The 17,372-nt window shown below is 51.8% G+C and carries 8 protein-coding genes, 1 tRNA gene and 3 rRNA genes; 2 read left to right on the top strand and 10 right to left on the bottom strand.

The window, feature by feature from the left end:
- Window positions 1-6 precede the first annotated feature (6 nt).
- From NSQ46_RS02765 to NSQ46_RS02755, 3 genes are read right to left on the bottom strand one after another with little or no spacing between them, the layout of a single operon-like run.
- On the bottom strand, window positions 7-372 hold the full coding sequence (locus tag NSQ46_RS02765; RefSeq protein WP_007132620.1) for a GntR family transcriptional regulator: 366 nt from the start codon (window positions 370-372) through the stop codon (window positions 7-9).
- Between the two features lie 51 nt (window positions 373-423).
- Window positions 424-1,179 carry an ABC transporter permease gene (locus NSQ46_RS02760; RefSeq protein ID WP_341342443.1) on the bottom strand — a complete coding sequence of 252 codons (756 nt, stop codon included), beginning with the start codon at window positions 1,177-1,179 and terminating at the stop codon, window positions 424-426.
- Complete coding sequence (locus NSQ46_RS02755) at window positions 1,172-2,113, bottom strand: ABC transporter ATP-binding protein (RefSeq protein WP_341342444.1); 942 nt, start codon at window positions 2,111-2,113, stop codon at window positions 1,172-1,174. Before NSQ46_RS02755 ends, NSQ46_RS02760 begins: the two co-directional genes overlap by 8 nt.
- Before the next feature lie 268 nt (window positions 2,114-2,381).
- On the opposite strand from NSQ46_RS02755, the gene NSQ46_RS02750 reads away from it, so the two are divergent.
- Window positions 2,382-2,621: a hypothetical protein gene (locus NSQ46_RS02750; RefSeq protein WP_007132623.1), complete on the top strand. Its 240-nt coding sequence runs from the start codon at window positions 2,382-2,384 to the stop codon at window positions 2,619-2,621.
- 176 nt (window positions 2,622-2,797) lie between these two features.
- Here the strand turns inward: NSQ46_RS02750 and rrf are convergent.
- The 4 genes from rrf to NSQ46_RS02730 all read right to left on the bottom strand — a co-directional run bounded on the left by rrf (window position 2,798) and on the right by NSQ46_RS02730 (window position 8,061).
- Window positions 2,798-2,914 (bottom strand): 5S ribosomal RNA (gene rrf / locus NSQ46_RS02745).
- 233 nt (window positions 2,915-3,147) lie between these two features.
- Window positions 3,148-6,193, bottom strand: a 23S ribosomal RNA gene (locus NSQ46_RS02740).
- A 116-nt stretch (window positions 6,194-6,309) separates the two neighbouring features.
- Window positions 6,310-6,385, bottom strand: a tRNA-Ala gene (locus NSQ46_RS02735).
- 122 nt (window positions 6,386-6,507) lie between these two features.
- Window positions 6,508-8,061, bottom strand: a 16S ribosomal RNA gene (locus NSQ46_RS02730).
- Together the 16S, 23S and 5S rRNA genes with 1 tRNA gene alongside form the textbook arrangement of a ribosomal RNA operon.
- A gap of 486 nt (window positions 8,062-8,547) precedes the next feature.
- Here NSQ46_RS02730 and NSQ46_RS02725 point away from each other — a divergent pair.
- On the top strand, window positions 8,548-9,804 hold the full coding sequence (locus tag NSQ46_RS02725; RefSeq protein ID WP_342576323.1) for an MFS transporter: 1,257 nt from the start codon (window positions 8,548-8,550) through the stop codon (window positions 9,802-9,804).
- Between the two features lie 216 nt (window positions 9,805-10,020).
- On the opposite strand, the gene NSQ46_RS02720 is transcribed toward NSQ46_RS02725, so the two are convergent.
- From NSQ46_RS02720 to ligA, 3 genes are all read right to left on the bottom strand, one after another.
- Window positions 10,021-10,215 carry a hypothetical protein gene (locus tag NSQ46_RS02720; RefSeq protein WP_210093940.1) on the bottom strand — a complete coding sequence of 65 codons (195 nt, stop codon included), beginning with the start codon at window positions 10,213-10,215 and terminating at the stop codon, window positions 10,021-10,023.
- Between the two features lie 135 nt (window positions 10,216-10,350).
- Window positions 10,351-14,919 carry a S8 family serine peptidase gene (locus NSQ46_RS02715; RefSeq protein WP_342576322.1) on the bottom strand — a complete coding sequence of 1,523 codons (4,569 nt, stop codon included), beginning with the start codon at window positions 14,917-14,919 and terminating at the stop codon, window positions 10,351-10,353.
- 394 nt (window positions 14,920-15,313) lie between these two features.
- On the bottom strand, window positions 15,314-17,329 hold the full coding sequence (ligA, locus tag NSQ46_RS02710; protein WP_342576321.1) for an NAD-dependent DNA ligase LigA: 2,016 nt from the start codon (window positions 17,327-17,329) through the stop codon (window positions 15,314-15,316).
- Window positions 17,330-17,372: the final 43 nt, after the last annotated feature.

Raw genomic sequence — 17,372 nt, 5'->3', positions numbered from 1 at the left:
TATTCATTAAGGTTCTTTCACGGCATCTTCAACGATGCTGACGATGTCCTGATCCTTAAAGCCCAGCTCCTGCATGCCGCGAATGAACCGCTCCAGCAGCTCGCCGGCCATTTCTTTCTTAATGGTCATAATTTTCGATTCCTCGCTTGTCACATACCGGCCCAATCCCCGCCGCGTCTCCACAATACCCTCACGCTCCAATTCTTGAAAAGTTCGCTGCACCGTGTTCGGATTGATCTGGAGCTCGGCTGCGAGCTCCCGCACTGATGGAATTTTATCTCCAGGCTGAAGATTGCCGATAATGATCTGTTTCTTCAGATAGGTCATGATTTGCAAATAGATCGGCAGATTATTGTCAAATTCAATACTCACTGTCCGGTAACTCCTTTCCGCCGCTCATCTCGGTCTTCTTGGCTTTCTCTATTAAGCGACATCCCGTTTTTTAAACGTAACAAAGCCTGCTCCGAGAAACAAGAGAAGATAGGCAACGAGCACAGTAATGGAAAATGCTAAGCTCATGCCAGGGACCGGCGAGGACCCGCCTCCGCTGTACATGGACAAATCCACATTCAGGAACAGCAGATACTTCGACCAGCTGTAACGTGCGAGCAGTTGAACCACCATGCTCTCCACAATGACCGAAAACATGCCGATACCGATGGCAGCTCCCGACGACCGGGTTAGGATGCCTACCATAAACGTCAGGGTTACGTAGACAACCGTGTAAACGAGATTGTACAGGGACCCCTGCAGGACATCATTAAGCGTAGCCGAGCCGTTCTCCATGCCGAAGGAAATCTGACCAGTTAGCACTGACACAGCTAGCATAAACGCTACAAGGGTTACTACATAAATCAGAATGGCCGTATATTTCGAAGCCAAAATTTTGGTCCGGCTTTGTGCGCGGATCAGCAGCAGCTTGATCGTTCCCATGCTGTGCTCCTTCGCCACCGTCCCTGCGGTTACGACGACCGCAAGCAGCGTCAGCATTTGGCCCATCCCTCTGGTGGAGACGGCCATCTCCGCAAATCCGTAGCCGTTGTCTCCACCGGAGAAGTTATACAGCATCACGGCAACGAGAATGACAGCGCCTGCCAGCAGCAGATAAGGCAAAAAGAAGCTGCGTTTCTTGAACATTTTGAGCCATTCGTTCCATACTAGGTTTCCAAAGCTACGCAATGCGGTTTCCTCCCGTCCATTTCAAGAATTCATCCTCGAGCGATGACTTGTGCTCCTCAACCCGATAAATGCGCACCCGCGCGTTACACAGTGCGGATATCAGATCGGGAATATCCTCTTCCTTCAATCGAACAGTCAAAGCTCCTTCATCCGGGATCGAACCGATCCGAGTCAGACCATCCAGTCTCGAGGCAGTCTGTTCGGCGAGTTCAAGATCATTGACGCGAAGCGTTACGGTAGACAGCTCTTCGTTCTCCCCGGCCTGGCCGATCGCTCGCTCCGTCACGAGTTTCCCCTCCTGAATGACAACGACACGGCTGCACATCAGTTCCATCTCGGACAGCAGGTGACTGGATACAAGAATCGCAATTCCTTCCTCGCGGGCAATTCGCTTCAGATAATCACGCATTTCGCGGATCCCTGCCGGGTCCAGACCGTTTGTGGGTTCATCCAGAATCAATATCGAGGGGTTGTGCAGAAGAGCCTGAGCGATGCCTAATCGCTGGCGCATCCCGAGGGAATAGGCACTGACCTTCTTGTGAATCGCATCCTGAAGCCCGACCAGCTTGACGATCTCCATAATTCTTGTGATGCTTACGCCGTCAGACATACGCTGGTATTGTCTCAGATTGTCATAGCCGCTCATATACGGATAAAATTCAGGATTCTCGATAATGCCTCCGATATGACGAATCGCCTTCACAAAGTCTCCCTTAATACTATGCCCTTGCACCAGCACGTCCCCGCGGGACATCTCAATCAGACCGACAATCATCCGGATCGTTGTTGTCTTACCGGCGCCGTTAGGACCGAGCAAGCCTACGATTTCTCCGTGATGTATATCAAAGGTAAGGCCATCTACAATATTTCGACGACCGATCGTCTTGGTAACTCCGTTTACGGATAGAACGGGAGTTGTATTCGTTCCGACCATGGTTCCACTCCTCTTTTGTATCAGTGTTATAGTTGAATAGTACACTAAGATATTGGTATTGTAAAGCCCCGATAAGAAAAAATGAAAAGAATTGAATTCGAAATGGCGGAAAGCAAGCTAGGAGGCATAGGTGTCACCTTAAGGCTATCTATTTTAGTTGGAGTGGGATACCGCAGGAGTGATATTTACAGGTCCACCTTCTGGACCAGCTGGATTGGCATGAAACATTATACATACCCAGGCAAATGGCATGAAGGGTGTCAAGATCGTGGAAATCGTTCCAGGCGCGTCCGCAGACGGCATTCTTGAGGTAGGCGATATCATTATAAGCACCGATAATAAGCAAATTCGGCAATATGATGAGTTAGAGGGAATCGTAACGGCCGTGCAGCCTGGCGAAGAAATACACTGGCGTTTATTAGAGACGGTCAACAGCAACAAGCAACACTTACCGTACTCCCCTACGGTCAGCGAAAGCCGGTTGGCAATCCTCACTAGAGCGGAGTAGGAACATTAATCCTTGCAGGATACTTTCGGGGGCGAGTTGAGCTTCACGCCCCTTAAAGCTCAACCCTGAGTTCTTCTTAAGAGGCGCCGGTAAACGATTTACTATATAAAATATTAATGACATACATATTTAAAAGGCCGTCATCGATTGCTCGATAACGGCCTTTATGGTTGTTCGCTTGGCGGCGTCCTACTCTCCCGGGACCCTTCGGTCCAAGTACCATCGGCGCTGGAAGGCTTAACGGTCGTGTTCGGTATGGGAACGCGTGGAACCCTTCCGCCATCGCCACCAAACGTGATTTTTGCGCTGCACTTTGCTTCAATGATTGCTCACCAGCAAAATATCAAGCCTTAGAAAAGGCATGCAGCTTCAAAATCGTTTCAAGATCTTTTGAACCTTGAAAACTAGATACGAAACGTCTTTGCGTTGTTTAGAATCCGTAGCATTTCCCCAATGGTTGGATCGGGGTCCCCGAAAAGTATTCGGCATCCGCTTCAAAGCTTCGCTTCACTTTTTGGGGTAATTTTAGGATAAGCCCTCGACCGATTAGTATTGGTCAGCTCCATGCATTACTGCACTTCCACCTCCAACCTATCTACCTCGTCGTCTTCAAGGGGTCTTACATACTGGGAAATCTCATCTTGAGGGGGGCTTCACGCTTAGATGCTTTCAGCGCTTATCCCGTCCGTACGTAGCTACCCAGCCATGCTCCTGGCGGAACAACTGGTGCACCAGCGGTACGTCCATCCCGGTCCTCTCGTACTAAGGACAGCTCCTCTCAAATTTCCTACGCCCACGACAGATAGGGACCGAACTGTCTCACGACGTTCTGAACCCAGCTCGCGTACCGCTTTAATGGGCGAACAGCCCAACCCTTGGGACCTACTTCAGCCCCAGGATGCGATGAGCCGACATCGAGGTGCCAAACCTCCCCGTCGATGTGGACTCTTGGGGGAGATAAGCCTGTTATCCCCAGGGTAGCTTTTATCCGTTGAGCGATGGCCCTTCCATGCGGTACCACCGGATCACTAAGCCCGACTTTCGTCCCTGCTCGACTTGTAGGTCTCGCAGTCAAGCTCCCTTATGCCTTTGCACTCTTCGAATGATTTCCAACCATTCTGAGGGAACCTTGGGGCGCCTCCGTTACTCTTTAGGAGGCGACCGCCCCAGTCAAACTGCCCGCCTGACACTGTCCCCGTACCGGATCACGGTACCAGGTTAGAACCTAGATACGATCAGGGTGGTATCCCAACGTCGCCTCCACACAAGCTGGCGCTCATGCTTCAAAGGCTCCCACCTATCCTGTACAGATCGTACCCAAATCCAATATCAAGCTGCAGTAAAGCTCCATGGGGTCTTTCCGTCTTGTCGCGGGTAACCTGCATCTTCACAGGTATTAAAATTTCACCGGATCTCTCGTTGAGACAGCGCCCAAGTCGTTACGCCATTCGTGCGGGTCAGAATTTACCTGACAAGGAATTTCGCTACCTTAGGACCGTTATAGTTACGGCCGCCGTTTACTGGGGCTTCGGTTCACAGCTTCGGGTTTAACCCCTAACCGCTCCCCTTAACCTTCCAGCACCGGGCAGGCGTCAGCCCGTATACTTCGCCTTGCGGCTTCGCACAGACCTGTGTTTTTGCTAAACAGTCGCTTGGGCCTTTTCACTGCGGCCCCCTCGGGCTATTCACCCTACCGAGGCACCCCTTCTCCCGAAGTTACGGGGTCATTTTGCCGAGTTCCTTAACGAGAGTTCTTCCGCGCGCCTTAGAATTCTCTTCTCGCCTACCTGTGTCGGTTTGCGGTACGGGCACCTTCACCTGACTAGAGGCTTTTCTTGGCAGTGTGAGATCATGACCTTCGCTACTGTAATTTTCACTCCCCATCACAGCCCAGCCTTACGATGTGCGGATTTGCCTACACATCAGCCTCACTGCTTGGACGGACATCCATCAGTCCGCGTCACTACCCTCCTGCGTCACCCCATCGTTCATAACGGTTTACGGTGGTACAGGAATTTCAACCTGTTGTCCTTCGACTACGCCTTTCGGCCTCGCCTTAGGTCCCGACTTACCCTGAGCGGACGAGCCTTCCTCAGGAAACCTTGGGCTTTCGGCGGATCAGATTCTCACTGATCTTTTCGTTACTCATACCGGCATTCTCACTTGTATGCTGTCCAGCGCTCCTTACGGTACACCTTCAACCTACATACAACGCTCCCCTACCCCTGAATCGACTTCACTCCACCTTCGAAGTGTGTTTAACCCCTGAGAGCATTTGGTCATCCTTGATTTCATCTCAAGTCTGACAAAAATGTTCAACTCAGGCTCACTACCTCAAAGAAGCAGTGAAGTCGATTCAAGCCATAGCTTCGGTGGTGTGTTTAGCCCCGTTACATTTTCGGCGCAGAGTCACTCGACCAGTGAGCTATTACGCACTCTTTAAATGGTGGCTGCTTCTAAGCCAACATCCTGGTTGTCTGTGCAACTCCACATCCTTTCCCACTTAACACACACTTGGGGACCTTAGCTGATGGTCTGGGCTGTTTCCCTTTTGACAATGGATCTTAGCACTCACTGTCTGACTCCCGGATATAAGTCTATGGCATTCGGAGTTTGACTGAGCTTGGTAACCCTTGCGGGCCCCGCACCCAATCAGTGCTCTACCTCCACGACTCTCAATTCCGAGGCTAGCCCTAAAGCTATTTCGGGGAGAACCAGCTATCTCCGAGTTCGATTGGAATTTCTCCGCTACCCCCACCTCATCCCCGCACTTTTCAACGTACGTGGGTTCGGGCCTCCAGTGCGTGTTACCGCACCTTCACCCTGGACAGGGGTAGATCACACGGTTTCGGGTCTACGTCCACATACTAAAGCGCCCTATTCAGACTCGCTTTCGCTGCGGCTACGGCTTCTCGCCTTAACCTTGCATGGGAACGTAACTCGCCGGTTCATTCTACAAAAGGCACGCCATCACCCATAGATCGGGCTCTGACTTCTTGTAAGCACACGGTTTCAGGTTCTATTTCACTCCCCTTCCGGGGTGCTTTTCACCTTTCCCTCACGGTACTGCTTCACTATCGGTCGCTAGGGAGTATTTAGCCTTAGCAGATGGTCCTGCTGGATTCATACGGGGTTTCACGTGCCCCGCACTACTCGGGATCCGTCTCGGAGGGTTCACATTTTCGATTACAGGGCTTTTACCTTCTATGGCCGGCCTTTCCAGACCTGTTCGTCTAATCTAAACCTTTGTAACTCCATGTGAGACGTCCCACAACCCCAGAGAGCAAGCTCTCTGGTTTAGGCTGTTCCGCGTTCGCTCGCCGCTACTGACGGAATCACTCTTGTTTTCTCTTCCTCCAGGTACTTAGATGTTTCAGTTCCCTGGGTATGCCTCCTCGCATCCTATGTATTCAGATACGGGTAACTGGCTATTACACCAGCTGGGTTTCCCCATTCGGACATCCCCGGATCGAAGCTTGCTTACAGCTCCCCGAGGCAGTATCGTTGTTCGCCACGTCCTTCATCGGCTCCTAGCGCCTAGGCATCCTCCGTGTGCTCTTAGTAGCTTAACCTTATGCTACTTTTATTGAAACTTGTTTTGACACAAGTTCAGCTAAAAGGATATTTCTAAAACGCAAATTCGTTTCGTTATCTAGTTTTCAAGGATCAATGATTGATGAAATTGATTTGGTGGAGCCAAGGGGGATCGAACCCCTGACCTCCTGCGTGCAAGGCAGGCGCTCTCCCAGCTGAGCTATAGCCCCTCAAATTCCATCAAAACTGAACAAATGAAAGCACGTCATTGTCTTTGCTTTCGCAAAGGATCGGCGACCTTGCGGTCAGCCATATTTGTACCGCTTCGCTACGGAAGCGAGGTACTCCATAGAAAGGAGGTGATCCAGCCGCACCTTCCGATACGGCTACCTTGTTACGACTTCACCCCAATCATCTACCCCACCTTCGGCGGCTGGCTCCCGTAAGGGTTACCCCACCGACTTCGGGTGTTGTAAACTCTCGTGGTGTGACGGGCGGTGTGTACAAGACCCGGGAACGTATTCACCGCGGCATGCTGATCCGCGATTACTAGCAATTCCGACTTCATGCAGGCGAGTTGCAGCCTGCAATCCGAACTGAGACTGGCTTTTTAGGATTGGCTCCACCTCGCGGCTTCGCTTCCCGTTGTACCAGCCATTGTAGTACGTGTGTAGCCCAAGTCATAAGGGGCATGATGATTTGACGTCATCCCCACCTTCCTCCGGTTTGTCACCGGCAGTCACCTTAGAGTGCCCACCCGAAGTGCTGGCAACTAAGATCAAGGGTTGCGCTCGTTGCGGGACTTAACCCAACATCTCACGACACGAGCTGACGACAACCATGCACCACCTGTCTCCTCTGTCCCGAAGGCCGCCTCTATCTCTAGAGGATTCAGAGGGATGTCAAGACTTGGTAAGGTTCTTCGCGTTGCTTCGAATTAAACCACATACTCCACTGCTTGTGCGGGTCCCCGTCAATTCCTTTGAGTTTCAGTCTTGCGACCGTACTCCCCAGGCGGAATGCTTAATGTGTTAACTTCGGCACCAAGGGTATCGAAACCCCTAACACCTAGCATTCATCGTTTACGGCGTGGACTACCAGGGTATCTAATCCTGTTCGCTCCCCACGCTTTCGCGCCTCAGCGTCAGTTACAGCCCAGAGAGTCGCCTTCGCCACTGGTGTTCCTCCACATATCTACGCATTTCACCGCTACACGTGGAATTCCACTCTCCTCTTCTGCACTCAAGTTCCCCAGTTTCCAGTGCGTCCCGAAGTTGAGCCTCGGGTTTAAACACCAGACTTAAAGAACCGCCTGCGCGCGCTTTACGCCCAATAATTCCGGACAACGCTTGCCCCCTACGTATTACCGCGGCTGCTGGCACGTAGTTAGCCGGGGCTTTCTTCTCAGGTACCGTCACTCTCATAGCAGTTACTCTATGAGACGTTCTTCCCTGGCAACAGAGCTTTACGATCCGAAAACCTTCATCACTCACGCGGCGTTGCTCCGTCAGGCTTTCGCCCATTGCGGAAGATTCCCTACTGCTGCCTCCCGTAGGAGTCTGGGCCGTGTCTCAGTCCCAGTGTGGCCGTTCACCCTCTCAGGTCGGCTACGCATCGTCGCCTTGGTGAGCCGTTACCTCACCAACTAGCTAATGCGCCGCAGGCCCATCCTCAAGTGACAGATTGCTCCGCCTTTCATAAATCCGCCATGCAGCAGATTTAATTATCCGGTATTAGCTACCGTTTCCGGTAGTTATCCCAGTCTTGAGGGCAGGTTGCCTACGTGTTACTCACCCGTCCGCCGCTAACTCTCAGAGAAGCAAGCTCCTCATCAAGTCCGCTCGACTTGCATGTATTAGGCACGCCGCCAGCGTTCGTCCTGAGCCAGGATCAAACTCTCCAATAAAGATCGTCCGAAGGACGATGAATTGAAAGAGCGATTAAGCTCATTTAGAAGCCAACGTCTTCACGTTGCTTGTGTTTCATTGACGTGTTCCATTTGTTCAGTTTTCAAGGAACTTGATGTTTCGTCTGTCGCGCCGATCAGTTCAATCAGCAGCGCAGGTTTATATCATATCAAGTTATCGACGTCATGTCAACACTTTTTTTCGACGCCGTTCGACAACCTGCAAAAGCGTTTGTCAAAAGCGACAATTAGTAATATACCACCTGGGCGAAAAATTATCAAGGCTTTTGCTCAAAAAAATCGATCTCCTTTTTATTCCATCATGTTTGCCTTCCGAACTTCGGATTTATTTGCATTTTGTTATTCGAATTCATTGATTTCCACACGAAAAGGTTTTAATGTTAGTTCATTACTGAAACGGCGCATGGTTCATGATTATGCCCACTACATAACACCACTCTATATAAGAAGAAAGGAGTTCCTTCAATGGCGGACAGAAGCGTAGCTCTCCAGAAACCCTCTGCCCCCCCAAGCCCCGTCCGTGGCGGGACTCAACAGGCGACGGTATATCGGATACTGCTTGCGATCAGCTTCGTACACTTATTTAATGATTCGATTCAATCAGTCATCCCTGCGATCTTTCCTATTTTAAAAGACAATCTATTTCTAACCTTTACGCAAATCGGCTGGATTTCCTTTGCCATCAACTTTACTTCTTCCCTTATACAGCCGGTTATCGGCTATGCCGCCGACCGCAGGCCGACACCGATTCTTCTGCCAATCGGCATGTGCTTTACGTTCGCGGGCGTGTTCCTTCTTGCGCACGCGCATACCTATTTGCTTGTCATGCTCGCCGTTATACTCATCGGCCTTGGCTCGGCAACCTTCCATCCGGAAGGAATGCGGGTCGCCCATATGGCTGCCGGTATGCGAAAGGGCTTGTCTCAATCGATCTTTCAGGTTGGGGGCAATGCCGGACAATCCCTGGCGCCGCTGCTTACGAAGTTTATTTTTGTACCCTACGGGCAAATCGGAGCGATGGCCTTCACCTTTGTCGCGGGGGCCGGCATCCTCGTCCAGAGCTATGTTGCCAAGTGGTACCACGGGATGCTGAAAGCAGGCTATACCTTCAAAAAGAGAACAGCCGGCAGAACACTGGACCCTGCCCGCCGCAAAAGCATCTGGAACGCGACCGTCGTGCTCGTCGTCCTCGTGTTCATCCGCTCTTGGTATGGAGCAGCGATCAGCAGCTATTACGCTTTTTATTTAATGGATGCTTACCGGATATCCATTGAAAATGCGCAAATTTATATTTTTCTATTCCTGGCTTCGGGAGCCGTAGGTACCTTCTTCGGGGGGCCGCTTGCCGATCGTTACGGACGACGGAATCTGATCATCTTCTCCATGGTTGGGACAGCGCCGATTGCGCTCATCCTGCCTTTCGTGTCTTCATTCTGGGCAGGGGTGCTGCTTGTGATCAGCGGATTCGTGCTTTTATCCAGCTTCTCGGTGACCGTGGTATACGCCCAAATGCTGCATCCCGGCAATATCGGCACGGTCTCCGGACTAATCACCGGTTTTGCCTTCGGCATGGGCGGCATCGGCTCGCTGGTGCTCGGAAACCTCGGGGACGTCTGGGGAATTGCCAATGTCATGATTGCCGTTGGCTTCCTTCCTCTGCTGGGGCTTCTTGCCCTCTTGCTGCCAAGTGACCGAACGCTCGATCAGTGGTCGAAGGAATAACCGTTTCTGGCGATCCCCTTAAATCACTACGAATAAAGAAACAATGGTTCACACGGTGGCCATTAGCTAGATTAAATGTCCAAGACGCTCGCCATTCGCATGTTTGCGGATCGGATGAGCGTTTTTCTTTTTTTAATGTTAGGGATGGCAGATTGTGAGGGAGCTTTATATGAAAAGAGGTCCCGGTGGTCACCAGTGTCTCAGGGACATGCTTGTTTACTTTATTTTACGGACCAGCTTAATAAACCAATAGAGAAAGATCCACGGCAAAACATAGGTTGTCACCCATTCTATGCTTCGCTGGATCCCACCGCCTTCCGCCCCTTCGCCAACGTCACCCAACACAGTAAGTAGTACGAATACGGGTACGATCGCTATAACAAAATAAATGATGATCTTTTGGGTTTTCAACTTTGTTCGCCTCCCGTTATGCTCGTCCATTATCCTTATTACAAGCATTCGTTCATTGTTCTGTCAATAAAAAAGGGCCCGGCTGCTGCCAGCCGAGTCCCTCGATAATGATGAGTCGTTGCATCAAAACTAGGATCAGATTTTATTCAAGTAATCCAGCAGGCGGTACACGATGACCGATACTTGCGCCCGGGTCGAAGTCTCTTCAGGTGCAAAACGGTTTCCGTTCATCCCTTTGACGAGACCCTGTTCAACTGCAAAAGCGACGGCGGCACGTGCATCAGCCGGAATTTGATTCGCATCGCTGAAGGACAATTGGCCTCCTTCGGACTCCACCTTCAATGCGTCGGCAATCATCGTGACCATCTCTACCCGAGTCAGCGGGTTCTTCGCTCCCGCTTCCTTGCTGCGGGTATCCCAATCGATGCCTGTCTCAAAGATGCGGTCCAAGAGGGTAGCGAACTCTGCACGGGTTATGGTTGTGTTCGGTGAGAAGCGTCCGGCCCCTGTGCCGTACGTGACGTGCTGTGAGGCGGCAACTTCAATCTCATCCTTGGCCCAGTGACCGCTGATGTCATTGAAGGTTACGCTGTTCTCGGCGGCAACGTAGGATGCCGGAACGTAGATCCGGAAGGTAATGGAGCCTTTTGCGGCAGAATGCAGTAAGCCTGCGGACACCATGTCTCCTGTTGCCGACTGCATGTAGGCGCCAACCTTGCGCGCATCCTTCACCTTGGCCGAATCATAGTTTAGTGTCAGCAAAATCGAATGCTTGAACTTATCGGCATGCTTCACCGTCACGAGCGGCGAAACAACATTCAAGCTTGCAGGATTTCCTGCCTTGCCGGCAGCTACGGACACCGTCAAATTGAATCCGCTGGCCGTCGTGAAATCATCCAGCGCATCGGCAGGCACCGTCAACGCAAAGCCGTTGCCTTGAATGACCAGCGGCTTGCCGGAGGCTTTTAGCTTATCAACGGTTGCCTTGTTTAAAGTAAATGCAACGTCGCTGTACTTCGTGAAGTCCAGCTTTGATACATCCAGCTTCACTTCCTTGCCGTCTCCGGCAATGCCTGCACTCACTGCGGTTTCAGACAATGCAGCGGTGGCGGATTCGGTGCCATCCGTATTTTTCTTCGTTGTTACTTTGGCATCGCCCGATACTTCAGGAGCCGGTGTGGATGGAGTCGTAGAACCGCCACCGGACGATGATCCGCCTCCTCCGCCGGAGCCACCGCCTGGGTTACCCGGATCCGGGTTGCCAGGACCCGGAGCACCGGTCAGCTGCAGATCAACCGTTGCCGTTCCTTCCAGACCTTGACGGTCCTTGACCGAAAGCTCTACCGTATAGTTGCCCGAGGACAGTCCATCAAGCGGAATGGTAAATGCCCCATCCTGCTCAACATCAAAGCTTCCTTCCTTGGCTACGGATTTGTTGGCTCTCTTGATCGTGTATTTGGCATCGAGCCATTCGCTTACGTCGAAGTCGATTGCCCATTCATCCCACATCGCCGGAGCAGCAGTTACATAGAGATCCTCGATTGTACCGCTTAAGGCAGGCTTATCCTTGCCTGAAAGCTGTACATCTTGTTCTGTATGAATAACCGGCGCTGCTCGTTTGACGAAGAACGGGATGGTGGAGTAATCGGAACTTACTTGCAAATTTGTACCCAAAGCTAAAAGTTCAATGGAGTATAATCCATCCTGAACTTCCACCTCTTGCTCGGTTGCATAATCGCCGTATTTTCCGTTCCAACCGATTGTAAAGGACGTGTTAGCATCAAAGTACCCCTGATTCCCGAAAATTTGGCCAATTATTCCATCACCTTCTACCCCCGCTCCTGGGTTCAGGCTGTCGTACAGATCAGCAATGACGATCTGCATCGGATTATAGAATTCGAATGAAACATTCAATTTCCCAAGATTTCCGTACTGATCCAATGGGAAATGCGGAATATATACCTCTGTATCGTTAAATACTTTGGTGTACTTAATTCCTGTAATCTCTAAATTGAAGTACGCTGCATACGGTACAGAATACGTCCGCGTTCCATTTGTCAGCGTAATATAGCCTTGCTGCTCCGAAACACCCGTAATGCCCTCCGGCACTTCCAGGGTAACGACCAGTTCCTCTTGGCCGTTCAGCGCGAAGGAGGCTTTATCTACCGTCACCGAGACGCCCGGCGTCTCAACAGTAGAATTGACTGCGACCTTAAATTCTCCCCCGTTTGCCCCCAGTTGCTCTACCCGGATTTTCTTCTGGACCTTTTTAGCTGTCGTCCCCGTAAAGTTGCCGAAACTGATGCTGCCGGTAATGTTGTCATACTCTTTGCTGGTTCCTTTCTCCTGATAAGTTGTCTTGTCGATGACCTTGACCAGCGTATCCGCTTGAATCGTCTGGAGCGCTTGTACGCGGCCTGCCCCCTGATCATTGACTTCGTACAATTCAGTGTTCAGAACCTTCGCATTGTTCATGAGCGCGACCTTAACATCAAACGGCGACCAATGGCTGTTCTTTTCCAGGATCAGAGCAGCGAGACCAGCAACGTGCGGAGACGCCATGCTCGTGCCCGTGAAGCGATCATACGCTTGGCTGTAATCCGCCTCTGGCGAATCCTTGCCGTATGCCGGTACCGTTGACAGGATGCTCGTTCCTGGTGCTACGACATCCGGTTTAATATCCAGCGTTTTCTTGGCTGGTCCTCTTGAACTCGAGGTGTACATTTCATCCCCTTCGGTTTGGGTCCGCTTGAAATCGGAGAACCGGACTTGAAGGTTCGGATGTTCACCGAGAAGTGCCTTAATCTGCTCCCCTACATCCTTGCTAGTACGGAAGGTCGGGATGAATTGGAAGCTGTCTCCAAGGTACGCTATCGGATTGGTAGCGTCATCCGTATTGTTGTATATGATAATACCGATGGCTCCTGCTGCCTTGGCACTAGCGATCTTGTCGACGAATGGAATGACGCCTCTTTGAATCAATGCGATTTTACCTTCAGCGTTTACCCCTTTGAAATCCTCAGGATAACCAAGTCCGGCATAGACCAACTCGAAATCTCCTTGAAGTACAACTTCAGGATCCTCTGCCAAATTCCAGGCCATCAAATCCATTCCATAAGTTGCTTCAACAACAGTCAACGGTCTGTTCTGCTCATCAACAGAACCGTTCCCCTCCTGTTCAAGCGGGAGTTGTCCGTCGGTCGACTCGGTTCCTTCGTCTGTTGACGGGGAGTCTACAGGAGTTCCCTGTTCCGAGTCTTGCTCAGTCGATGTACCGGTTGCTGGTACGCTTGTGTCTTCTTCCGTATGACCGGATAGGTTCGATGCCTCTCCATGGCTCTCGGCCTCCGTTTCTGACGTTCCTGCAGATGGTTCTTGTCCAAGATCGGCTTCACCTGCATCCTCTCCTTCTTCCGGAACTGGCTGTTGATCCGGCTGCGTTGCATTTCCCAGCTCTGCCGGAGGATCGCTCGGTTCCGTATTATCCGGCTGATCGATTTCAAGATCCTCTTCCGCGTAAAAATAACCGGTGGCTGCAATCTCATCACTTGGTCCCGTCGAGTTGCCTACAGTTATGGCAAATGCGGAAGTGGCCGGTGACCCGGCCGTCCAGCGGTTAGGACCGCTATTGCCGCTCGCGACAACCGGTGTTACGCCGGCCAAGGCGGCATTGTTAACCGCAACCGATGTCACATAATCCGGATCATTACGGGAATTACCCAGGGATAGGTTGATGACATCCATGCCATCCTGAACGGCGCGGTCAATGCCGCCAACCACCCAGCTGGAATAACCGCTGCCATATGGCCCAAGGACACGGTAAGCATAGATGCTCGCTCCCGGCGCAATTCCCACAACACCGAATTCGCCTGCTTCCCGTGCAGCAATCGTTCCCGCTACATGTGTTCCATGATCAGTCCAATAGGTGCTTCCATTGTCATCTACCGGAGCCGGATTGGTAGGATCGTTCTCCCAATCAAGAGGCGTTGCTTCATAAGGGTCATTGTCATTATCAACGAAGTCATATCCCCCCTTATAGGCGTCCTTCAAGTTCGGATGCTCGTAATCAATGCCGGTATCAATGACACCGACCTTGATGCCCTTCCCGGTGTATCCCAAATCCCACACGTCTGGTGCCCCGATAAAAGGACCCGTATCCTTCATGTAAGGCTTGACTTCGTCAACCTTCGGACCCGCCGTTACTTCCAGATCCGGATACACACCAAGCACACCAGGGATCTCAAGCAGTGCTTCGACTTGGCTCCCTTCGATCTCCATGGAAAGACCGTTGAATGCATAGCTATATTGATTTGAAACGTCGTGATCGATATTTTTGGAGTCCAGGCTGTCTATAAATTTCTGCTGCTGCTGTTCCACTTGGGCTTCCGCCTGTGCTTCCATCGATGACGTAAAAGATCTGCCCGACAGTGCGGAAATTCCCTTCTTTAACGCAACAGGCTCGGCCGATAATTCAACAATGACTCTGGTCGGACCTCCCGTTGATTTCCTTAGACTCTGATCGAGTTCAGGAAACTCGGCCAGCTTCGCCCGATGCTCTAACATCTGCTTCAATTGGAATGCTTCTTCGGTGCTTAACGAACTGCTAAGCTCTTGCGATCCTTCCGTAGGAGCCGCAGCTGCAGGTACGACTAGAGATAGCGCCAATAGTAAACTTAATAGAATAGATAACCATCTTTTACTCAAAGCTTTGCTCCTCCCCGAAACATAATGTATAAAGCCATGAAACAGGGTCTTGAAACTAGCAGCAAAAACGCCTCTCTATCACCTCTTTCTATGAAAGACTGACCCGTGGTAAATTACTTCGAGGTGTAAATTTTATATTCCTTCATCCTTTTCTGTATTTAATTGTAAAGTATTGTCGGAAGGATAGGAGGTTTTGGCGAAAGCTCGAATAGTAGGGCCCAGCATTCATGCCTATAAGGCTGCATGGAGTTGCCATCGTAAATCGTCCTGCAGAGATTTTCACTGCAAAAAAATAGCGACACAGGAACCACTCCTGCATCGCTATTTCAAACTAATTTATTGAGCTGTTGAATTTGGCGGCCTCATCTCGCCGAGTTCAATCCATTCAGCTTGCTCAAGCTTCGTTCAAAAGCCGCACAAACTCTTCTTCGTTATCCAAAATATCAATCCCGAGCTGCTGCGCCTTGGCCAGCTTGCTTCCGGCCTTCTCGCCGGCGATCAGCAGGTCCGTCTTCTTGGAGACGCTGCCCGTCACTTTGGCTCCCAGCGCCTCCAGGCGCTCGGTGGCCTCCTCGCGGGTGAGCAGGTGCAGCGTGCCTGTCAGCACGACCGTCTTCCCGCTGAAGAACGAGTCGGTGCTCACCGGCTTCGGCGCTTCCGGTGCTTTGGCCTGCACGCCGAGCGACAGCATCTTCTCAATGCTCGCCCGGTTGAACGGATCCGCGAAATATCCGGCAATGCTCTCGGCCACGATGCCGCCAACGTCCGGCAGCTCCACCAGTTCTTCGGCAGTTGCCTCCATCACGCGGTGAAGATCCCGGTAATGGTCCGCAAGCATTTTGGTCGTGGATTTGCCGGTATTCGGGATGCCAAGCGCGAACAGAAACGCCGCGAGATCCCGCTCCTTGCTCTTCTCGATCGCATCCAGCAGGTTTTGCGCCTTCTTCTCCCCGAACCGCTCCAGCTTAACCAAGCTGTCGAAGGACAGCGTGTACAGATCGGCCGGCTCCCGTACATCCAGCTCCTCATACAGCTGGATCGCCGTCTTGTCGCTGAACGTCTCGATATCCATCGCATCCCGCGAAGCAAAATGCGTAATCCGCGCGACGATCTGCGGCTTGCACCCCGTCTTGTTGTTGCAGAACAGGTGCGCGCCGCGCTGCTCCAGCGGGAATCCGCAGGACGGACATGCCTCCGGATACAGAATCTCCTCGCCGTCATTCTCTTCCGTTACCTTACCGAGGATTTCCGGGATGACGTCGTTCGAACGGCGGATAAAGACGCGGGTACCGAGGGCGAACTTGAGGTTTTTGCGCTCAATATCCCCGATATTGTTCAGCGTGCAGTTCTGTACCGTAACGCCTGCCAGCTCGACCGGCTCGACGCGCGCGAGCGGCGTGATTTTTCCCGTGCGGCCCACGTTCCAGGATACCGACTGCAGCACCGTAGTTGTCTCTTCCGCTTCGAATTTGTAAGCAACCGCCCAACGCGGGAATTTATCCGTATACCCAAGTGCCTCGCGAGTGCGGAAATCGGTCACCTTCACGACGGCCCCGTCGATCAGGTAGTCCAGCTCGGAACGGCGTTTCTCGATGTCGGCCAGCTGCTCCATCACGTCATCGAACTGCTCAAAATAGAAAATATACGGATTCACCTTGAACCGGTTCTCCCGCAGGAAATCCATCATTTCCTTGTGGTCCTTAAACGCGACGCTGTCCGAGTAACCAATGTTGTAAAAATAAGCGTTCAGCTTGCGCTCGGCCGTTACCTTCGGGTTCAGGTTGCGCAGTGCGCCAGCCGCGGCGTTGCGTGCATTTTTAAGAGGCTCAACCGCCGTCTTATTGTATTCCTCCAGCACCGACAGGTTCATGATGCCCTCGCCCTGCACTTCGATCGTTCCTTCCGTGTACGGAATCGTGAGCGGAACCGATTTGATTGTCTTCACCTGGGAGAGGATGCCCTCGCCCACCACGCCGTTCCCCCGCGTCGAGGCTTGGATGAGCTTGCCGTTCTGATACGTCAAATTCAGCGTAAGCCCATCGAACTTCAGCTCAAGCGCGTAGCAAGGGGGCGGCAGCGGGCTGCCGGGATTCTTCGTATTGTAGTCATTAACCAGCCGGACGACCCGGTCATGCCAGGTACGAAGCTGCTCGATATTCTGGGCTTTGTCCAAGCTCCAGAGCGGCGCCAAATGGCGATGCGGCGTAAATCCCTTCAAAATCTCCCCGCCCACCCGCTGGGTAGGGGAATCCGGAAGCGTGACCCCGGTCTCTCTCTCCAATGCTACCAGCTGGTCATATAAAGCATCATATTCCTTGTCGCTCACGAGCGGCTGATCCAGCGTGTAGTAATGGTAATTGTATCGGTTTAGCTCCGCGATGAGCTTCTCCATCTGTTCCTTGAACTCCATGCAGGGGGAATCCTCCTTTAATATAATACGGGCATCATTCTTC

Source organism: Paenibacillus sp. FSL M8-0142 (genome assembly GCF_038597315.1).
Taxonomy (GTDB): domain Bacteria; phylum Bacillota; class Bacilli; order Paenibacillales; family Paenibacillaceae; genus Paenibacillus_AQ; species Paenibacillus_AQ lactis.
Note: the sequence above shows the minus strand (reverse complement) of the source record. Positions and strands in the feature narration are given on the sequence as shown.

Coding starts and splice junctions, on each gene's coding strand:
- NSQ46_RS02725 (WP_342576323.1), top strand. CDS start 8,548: ATGGCGGACAGAAGCGTAGCTCTCCAGAAACCCTCTGCCCCCCCAAGC.
- NSQ46_RS02755 (WP_341342444.1), bottom strand. CDS start 2,113: ATGGTCGGAACGAATACAACTCCCGTTCTATCCGTAAACGGAGTTACC.
- ligA (WP_342576321.1), bottom strand. CDS start 17,329: ATGGAGTTCAAGGAACAGATGGAGAAGCTCATCGCGGAGCTAAACCGA.